The sequence below is a fragment of the Mycobacteriales bacterium genome (genome assembly GCA_035690485.1).
Taxonomy (GTDB): Bacteria; Actinomycetota; Actinomycetes; order JAFAQI01; family DASSKL01; genus DASSKL01.
In genome coordinates, this window is record DASSKL010000054.1 from 23,222 (window position 1) to 31,141 (window position 7,920).

Annotated in this window: 6 protein-coding genes; all 6 read right to left on the reverse strand. The window is 72.2% G+C overall.

Translation table 11 applies throughout. The annotated features are described in order from the left end of the window. Nucleotides 1-2: 2 nt before the first annotated feature. A complete protein-coding gene (locus tag VFJ21_07175) occupies nucleotides 3-455 on the reverse strand; it encodes an FABP family protein (protein HET7406906.1) in 453 nt (150 codons plus the stop codon). Then, on the reverse strand, nucleotides 452-1,498 hold the full coding sequence (locus tag VFJ21_07180) for an MBL fold metallo-hydrolase (GenBank protein HET7406907.1): 1,047 nt from the start codon (nucleotides 1,496-1,498) through the stop codon (nucleotides 452-454). The genes VFJ21_07175 and VFJ21_07180 overlap by 4 nt, the downstream gene beginning before the upstream one ends. Next, nucleotides 1,495-3,420: a biotin carboxylase N-terminal domain-containing protein gene (locus VFJ21_07185; protein ID HET7406908.1), complete on the reverse strand. Its 1,926-nt coding sequence runs from the start codon at nucleotides 3,418-3,420 to the stop codon at nucleotides 1,495-1,497. The genes VFJ21_07180 and VFJ21_07185 overlap by 4 nt, the downstream gene beginning before the upstream one ends. 4 nt (nucleotides 3,421-3,424) lie before the next feature. Next, nucleotides 3,425-5,023 (reverse strand): carboxyl transferase domain-containing protein, encoded by a 1,599-nt coding sequence (locus VFJ21_07190; protein ID HET7406909.1) that lies wholly within the window; start codon nucleotides 5,021-5,023, stop codon nucleotides 3,425-3,427. Between the two features lie 16 nt (nucleotides 5,024-5,039). Then, nucleotides 5,040-6,887, reverse strand: a complete 1,848-nt coding sequence (locus VFJ21_07195) for a glycosyltransferase (protein HET7406910.1) — start codon at nucleotides 6,885-6,887, stop codon at nucleotides 5,040-5,042. A 346-nt stretch (nucleotides 6,888-7,233) separates the two neighbouring features. Beyond that, nucleotides 7,234-7,920 (reverse strand): hypothetical protein (locus VFJ21_07200; GenBank protein ID HET7406911.1); only part of this gene is annotated, 687 nt, incomplete at its 5' end.

Consider the following 7,920-nt stretch of genomic DNA (forward strand, 5'->3'; position numbering starts at 1 on the left):
GCTCAGGCCACCCGGCGGAGCCGGGCCGACAGGTGCGGTTGCATCTCCTGGCCGACCGCCGCCATGTCCATGGCGTACATCAGCTCGTCACCCACCAGGCCGTAGAGCCGGTGCTCGGCGGTGACCTCCTTGGCGGTCCGGGTGCGTGCCAGCAGGTCCGTGGCGATCTCGACCTTCGTGCCGTCGACCCGGCCGTAGAAGATCTCGACGAGGCCGGTCGGCTGGGCCAGGAGCACCTCGACCGACCCGTCGTCCTGCGGCCGCCAGAAACCGACCTCGCGGCCCATCGGCACGTCGGGGTCGTCGACCCGCCAGGTGCGCGAGGCGTACTGCACGACCGGTTTTCCGTACGTCGTAAAGGAAATCTCCTGCCCGTAGGCGAAGTCCTGCTCCAGCGTCGGGTAACCGCCGACGCCCTCCCCGCGCCACGTGCCCAGCAGGAAGTCGAGGGTCATCCGACGAGCTCCCAGCGCTGCGGGCGCTGGCCGGTCGACCGGATGCGCCCCTGAGTCTGCAGCACGATCAGGTGGGCCAGCGTCTCGCCGTTGGCCGCGCGGCGCATGAAGCCCTGGATGTCGTCCCACGGCCGCGACCAGGACAGCCGCGTGGTGGCCTCCCAGCAGGTCAGCCCGGGGCTGGCCGCGACGACGGCCGCGATCTCGTCGAGCCGCCGGCGGTGGTGGGCGAGCAGGTCGTCGACCCGTTCGGCCAGCCCGGCGAAGCGCCACTCGTGGGCAGGCAGCACCTCGTCGGACGCGCAGCCGCGCACCTTGGCCAGCGACTCCATGAAGTCGGCGAGCGGGCTGGTCGTCGACTGCGTGTGCATCGACACGTTGGGCGTGATCCGCGGCAGCACGTGGTCGCCGGTGAGCACCAGCCGGCGGGACGGTTCGGAGAAGCACAGGTGTCCCGGGGAGTGGCCCGGCGTCCAGATCGCGTGCAGGTCCCAGCCGGGCAGGTCGAGCTTCTCGCCGTCGTCGATGTAGCGGTCGGGCTCGGCGAGCGTCACCAGCTCGCGCACGCCGAGGGACGCCGACGACATCACTCCCAGCTCGTCGTCGGGCACCCCGCAGTCGGCGAGCAGGTCGCGCATCTGCGTGACGAGGTCGTCCATTCCGGGGCCGTAGCGCGCCGGCAGCAGCGACGCGTCGGCCTCATGGATACCGACCCATGCTCCGGACGCCTCGCGCACCCGGCCGGCGAGCCCGAAGTGGTCGGGGTGGATGTGCGTGATGAGCACGGCACGGACGTCGGTGATGTCGTAGCCCGCGGTCCGCAGGCCTGCGCACAGTGCCGCCCAGGACTCGTCGGTGTTCCAGCCGGAGTCGACGATCGCGACGCCGTCGGGCAGCGCGAGGGCGTAGACGAGCACGTAGCGCAGCGGGTTGTTCGGGATCGGGACCGGGATCGACCACAGGCCGTCGCGCACGGCCTCGACCGGCGGGAGCACGTCGTCGTGCCACGCCTGCCGCTGCGCGGTACCGGTGATCTCGATCATGCGGGTTCCTCCATCACCACGAGCACAGTGCCCGCGTCGACCTGCTGCCCGGTGTCGACCCGCACCTCGGCCACGGTGCCGTCGGCGGGCGCCGTCACCGCGTGCTGCATCTTCATCGCTTCGAGGACGACCAGCTGCTGGCCGGCCCTGACCCTCGTCCCCGGCGCCACCTCGACCCGCAGCACCGACCCGGGCATCGGCGCCGTCAGCGAGCCCGCATCAAGGGCGTGCGCCGGGTCGGGGAACCGCGGCACCTCGGTCAACGCCGAATATCCGAGGGGGGAGTCGACGTGCCACCGGTCCGCGCTGTGACGCACGCGGAAGACCCGGCGTACGCCGTCGGTCTCGAGCGTCACCTCGGTCGGCCCGGCCGACAGCAGGCGCAGGCCGTCGTGACCGTCGACATGCAGCCCGTCGCGCTCGAGGGTGTAGGCCACGTCGTGACGGCCGTAACGCCCCTCGAAGGCAAGCTGTTGCGGCTGCGACGGGTTGTTGCGCCAGCCGCTCGGCAGGTCCGGCCAGACCGCGGCCCGCGCGCGCGCCGCTGCTTGCCCGGCCAGCGCGGCGGCGAGCGCGTGCACGGCCTCCGCGCCGGCGTCGGCGAGCGGGCGGCCGAGATCGGCGGGATCGTGCCGCTCGAGGAAGCCCGTGTCGGTGCCACCGGCGAGGAACTCCTCGTCGCGCAGGATCCGCACCAGCAGGTCGCGGTTGGTGACGAGCCCGTGGATGCGCGCGGTCGCCAGCGCGGTGGCGAGGGTGCGCGCTGCCGCGGCACGGGTCGGCGCCCACGACACGACCTTGGCGAGCATCGGGTCGTAGTAGTGCGACACGACGCTGCCCGACTCGACGCCGGAGTCGACGCGGACCGAATCGGGGATCTGGAACTGCTCGACGGTGCCGGTGACGGGCAGGAAGTTGCGCTCGGCGTTCTCGGCGTAGAGCCGCACCTCGATGGCATGCCCGCGCATCGGCGGCACCTCGGGCAGCCGCTCGCCTTCGGCGACGCGGACCTGCAGCGCGACGAGGTCGAGCCCGGTGACCAGCTCGGTGACCGGGTGCTCGACCTGCAGCCGGGTGTTCATCTCGAGGAACGCGAACTCCCCGTCCGGTGCGAGGACGAACTCCACCGTGCCGGCGCCGACGTAACCGACCGCCTTGGCCGCCGCGACGGCCGCCGCCCCCATGCGCTGCCGCAGCGCCTCGTCGACGGCGGGCGAGGGCGACTCCTCGACGATCTTCTGGTGCCGGCGCTGGATCGAGCACTCGCGCTCGTAGAGCGAGACGACGTTGCCGTGGGTGTCGGCGAACACCTGGATCTCGACGTGCCGCGGCCGCTGCACGTAGCGCTCGACGAAGACCGTGCCGTCGCCGAACGACCGCTGCGCCTCGCCCTGTGCCGCCTCGACCGCCGCGGCCAGGTCGGCCGGAGCGGAGACGAGCCGCATGCCGCGGCCGCCCCCGCCGGCGGACGCCTTGACCAGCACCGGGAAGGCCTCGCCCGGGATGTCGTCACCGGGTCCCCACGTCGGCAGGATCGGCACGCCCCCGGCGGACACCAGCCGTTTGGCCTCGAGCTTCGAGCCCATCGCGGCGATCGCGTCGGGCGGCGGCCCGACCCAGGTCAGCCCCGCGTCGACGACGGCGCGGGCGAAGTCGGCGTTCTCCGACAGGAAGCCGTAGCCGGGGTGCACGGCGTCGGCACCGGTGGCCTTCGCCGCCGCGAGGATGAGGTCGACGCGCAGGTAGGTGTCGGTGCTGCTCGCGCCGGGCAACCGCACCGCCTCGTCGGCCTCGGCCACGAACGGCATGTCGGCGTCGGGGTCGGAGTGCACGGCGACGGTCGCGATGCCCAGCTCGCGGCAGGTGCGGAAGATCCGGCGGGTGATCTCCCCCCGGTTGGCGACCAGCAGCTTGGTGATCACGCGCTCACATCCGGAAGACGCCGAAGCCGCGCCGGCCCCGGATGTCGTTGTTGTGGATCACCGACAGGCACAGGCCGAGGACCGTACGGGTGTCACGCGGGTCGATGATGCCGTCGTCGTACAGCCGTGCCGTCAGGAACAGCGCCTGCGACTCCGCCTCGATCTGCGCCTCGACCATCTCGCGCATCTGCCGGTCGGCCTCCTCGTCGAACGCCTGCCCGCGTGCCTCGGCGGCCTGCCGCCCGACGATCGACAGCACACCGGCGAGCTGCGCGGGGCCCATGACCGCCGACTTGGCGCTCGGCCAGGTGAAGAGGAACCGCGGGTTGTAGGCGCGGCCGCACATGCCGTAGTTGCCGGCGCCGTAGGACGCGCCCATGACAACGGTCAGGTGCGGCACGGTGCTGTTGGAGACCGCGTTGATCATCAGCGAGCCGTGCTTGACGATGCCGCGCTGCTCGTAGTCCTTGCCGACCATGTAGCCGGTGGTGTTCTGCAGGAAGAGCAGAGGCGTGTTGCTCTGGTTGGCCAGCTGGATGAACTGCGCGGCCTTCTGCGACTCCTCGCTGAAGAGCACGCCTCGCGCGTTCGCGAGCACGCCGATCGGGTAGCCGTGCAGGCTCCCCCACCCGGTGACGAGCGACGGCCCGTAGAGCGGCTTGAACTCGTCGAACTCGCTGCCGTCGAGGATCCGGGCGAGCACGTCGCGCGGGTCAAACGGCTCCTTGAGGTCGGTCGGCACGATGCCGAGCAGGTCCTCCACGTCGTAGACCGGCTCCACGCTCGGCTGCGTCGGACCCGGGCCGAGCTTGTGGTGGTTGATCCTGCGGACGACCTGCCGGCCGAGCCGGATCGCGTCGAGCTCGTCGACGGCCATGTAGTCGGCGAGCCCGGAGGTGCGGGCGTGCATCTCGGCCCCGCCGAGCTCCTCGTCGTCGGCCTCCTCGCCGGTCGCCATCTTGACCAGGGGCGGCCCGCCGAGGAACACCTTGGCGCGCTCCTTGACCATGACGACGTAGTCGCACATGCCGGGGATGTAGGCGCCGCCGGCAGTGGAGTTGCCGAAGACGAGGGCGACCGTCGGCATGCCGGCGGCCGACCGCTGGGTGAGGTCGCGGAACCCGCGCCCGCCGGGGATGAAGATCTCCGACTGCGTCGGCAGGTCGGCCCCGCCGGACTCGACGAGGTTGACACTGGGCAGCCGGTTTTCCCAGGCGATGTCGGCGGCTCGGTTGGACTTGCGCATCGTGAACGGGTTGCTGGCGCCGCCGCGGACCGTCGGGTCGTTGGCCGAGAGCAGGCACTCGACGCCTTCGACGACGCCGATGCCGGTGACCATGCTCGCGCCGACCGTGTAGTCGGTCCCCCACGCCGCCAGCGGGGACAGCTCGAGGAACGGCGAGTCGCGGTCGAGCAGCAGCTCGATCCGCTCGCGCGCGAGCAGCTTGCCGCGCTGCCGGTGCCGCTCGACGTAGCGCTCGCCGCCGCCGGCCCTCGCCAGCGCGAGCTGCACGTCGATCTCGGCGAGCTGCGCGAGCAGCGCGTCGCGGCGCTCGGCGTAGGCCGGGGCCTTGCGGTCGACGCGGTCGGGCAGGACGGGCATGCCCGCGAGTCAACCACTACGCGGCGGCGGCCTCGCGTACCGGCTGCGCGGGTGCCTCACCGGCCGAGCGGAACAGCGTGAGCGCGAGCGCCGCCCGTTGCTCGAGCTGGTCGGGCAGGTACTCCAGGCCGACGTCGTAGCGGTCCGCCGCGACGTGCCGGCGGCTGCGTACGACGGAGGCCAGCTCGACCGTGCCGCCCGGCAGTGCGAGCGTCAGGACGCACGGCTGTCCGGGTTCGAGCACCGGCCCGTGCGTCGAGAGCAGTGCGCCGGTGAGCGACACGTCGTGCACGAGCACCGGCTGGTCGCCGCAGCGGGCGAGGGCCTCCGCCTGGAACCGCACCGATGCGCGGCGCTCGGTGGCGAACTGCGGTGCACGGATGCGTCGTACGGCGACGACCAGGAGGGCGGCGTTGACCGCGAGCCACAGCGCGGAGGCGTCGGCGGCCCAGGGCAGGGAGTAGTGCAGCGGTGTGATGCCCGCGCGCGTCGCGGCGTACCAGCACGCGCACAGCACCGAGAGCCACTGCAACCCGAGCAGCAGCCGCGGAGCCGGCAACCGCCGGCGGCCGTCACCCTGGCGACCCTTGGGCGTGACGACGAACCGGTGGGAGCGGCGGCCGAGCAGCGTCAGGGTGGCCGCGAGGTTGGCCGGCATGCGCACGAACTCGAAGACGGTCGACAACCACTGCGGCGCAAGCCCCCGGCCGAGCAGCAGCAGGGCCAGCCGTTGCAGCAGAAATGTCGGCACGAACCACGCGAGGAACGTGGTCAGCGAGGCGTCGATCGGGGCCGCGCCGGTGAGGATGGCGCCGAGCGGCAGCAGCACGTAGCCGAGCGTCCGCCAGGCGTCGAACCAGCCGAGCAGCGTGGTCAGGTATCCGACGCGCCGCATCGGGCGCAGGCCGGAAACCCAGGCGGGATTCTCGGTGCGCAGCACCTGCATGGCGCCGGTGCCCCAGCGCACCCGCTGAAGGAGGTACTGCCCCGCGTCGGCGGCGGCGAGCCCGCGAGCGAGGACCTCGTTGTGGTAGGCCGATTTCCACCCGCGCCGGTGCATCTTGATCGTCGTGTGGATGTCCTCGGTGACGCTGCTGGTGGCGACGCCGCCGACGTGGCGCAGGGCGGCGACGCGCAGCACAGCGTTGGTGCCGCACCAGAAGGCAGCGTTCCACCGGTTGCGACCGGCCTGCATCGACCGGTAGAAGAGCGCCTGCTCGCCGTAGCGCCGACCCTTGCGACGCGGGACGTGCTCGAACGAGTCGACGTTGTAGAAGTCCTGCGGCGTCTGGACGACGGCGAGCTTCGGGTCACGGAAGTAGCCGAGCGTGCGGGTCAGCAGGCCCGGCAGCGCGACGTGGTCGGCGTCGAGCACGGCCGCGAAGTCGGCGTCGATGACCGTGAGCGCGTGGTTGATGTTGCCGGCCTTCGCGTGCGCGTTGTCGGGCCGGGTCAGGTAGCGCGCGCCGAGCCGGCCGGCGAGGTCCTCCACCCAGGGCCGTCGGCCGTCGTCGAGCACCCAGGTCTCGTGCGCCGGCTCGAGTGCGACCGCGGCGGCGACGGTGGGGAGGAGGACTTCCAGCGGTTCGTCGTACGTCGGGATGAGCACCGCCACCCGGCCGGGTGCGGTCGTGACTTCGGGAACCGGCTGCAGGCCGTCGAGGTCCCACAGGCTCAGCGTGTAGAGGACGAGTCCGAAGACGGCGTGCGCTTCGAGGGCGAGCAGCGGGATCGCCAGCCACCACGCGGCGAGGTCGACCGTGAAGATCGCCCGCCAGGACAGGTAGACGACCGACACGACGATGGCCGTGACGGCGACGAGGTGGATGGCGACCCGGCGGCCCGGCGGCTCTGCGGGTGGCATGCCGCCGCCTGGCACCGGGTCGGTGACGCAGAGGGTCAGAAGGGGTGAGGCCACACCCGGGTTGTCGGTCTTGCCGGCGAGTTACTGAAGGTTGAAACATGAAGCAAGAAACAGACGACCCCCCGGGCTGCTCCGCGGCCGTCGCAGCGTTCGCGGCGGTGGCGGGCCGGCTGGACGGGCCGGCGCCCGGGGGGTCCGGTGTCTGTCTGGTATTGCCGTCCGCCGTCAGGCGTCGGGCTCACCGAGAGTCCGGAGACGGCGGCTAGCTGACAGCCACCTCACGAGTCCGATAGCTATGCAACTTTGGACCACCTCCCTTCTCGTGTACCGAAAACTCTAGCAGCGCTCAGCGCCGGGCCGGCTCGGCTCGCTCGCTGGTCTCGCGCGGTGTCGGGAGGCTCACGACCCGGCGGCGACGCGCCGCGACCGGGACGAGACCACCGACGACTGCGACCAGTCCTGCGGCCACGACGTAGGGCCAGGCGGCGCCGGAGGTCTTGCCGCCGATCCGGACCAGCGGGGCCTGCGGCGCCTTGGTCAGCTGCTGCACCTGGTCCTGCTGGACGGGCTGCGCCTTGGCCGGCGCCGCGCCGCCCGGACCCACGCGGTCGAGGTAGACCAGGGTCGCCGCCCGGGTCACCAGGTTGCCGCCGGCCTCTTCGAGCACGACGGCGCCGTAGGTCAGGCCCTCGCCTCGCGGAGCCGTGTCACGAGTGATCGTGAAGCTGTAGCGCTTCGCCTGGTGCGCCGCCAAGTGGACGATCTGGTTGTCGATCGAGATCCACGGCGCGGAGCCGGGGCCGCCGACGGCGTAGCCGCCGTCACCGCCCCTGCTCGCCGATGCGGCGTAGAGGCGGATGTCCGCCGGGGCCCCCTTGAGGTTGGTCAGGGTGAACTCCGCGGTGGCGCTCTGTCCGGCCTTCAGGCTCGCGTGGAATGCGCTGCTCGACCCGCCCGGCGTCAGCTCGACGCCGCCGGTGCCTGCTGCGAGCGCGACTCCGCCGAGCCCGAGGATGGCGGTCGCCAGCAGCCC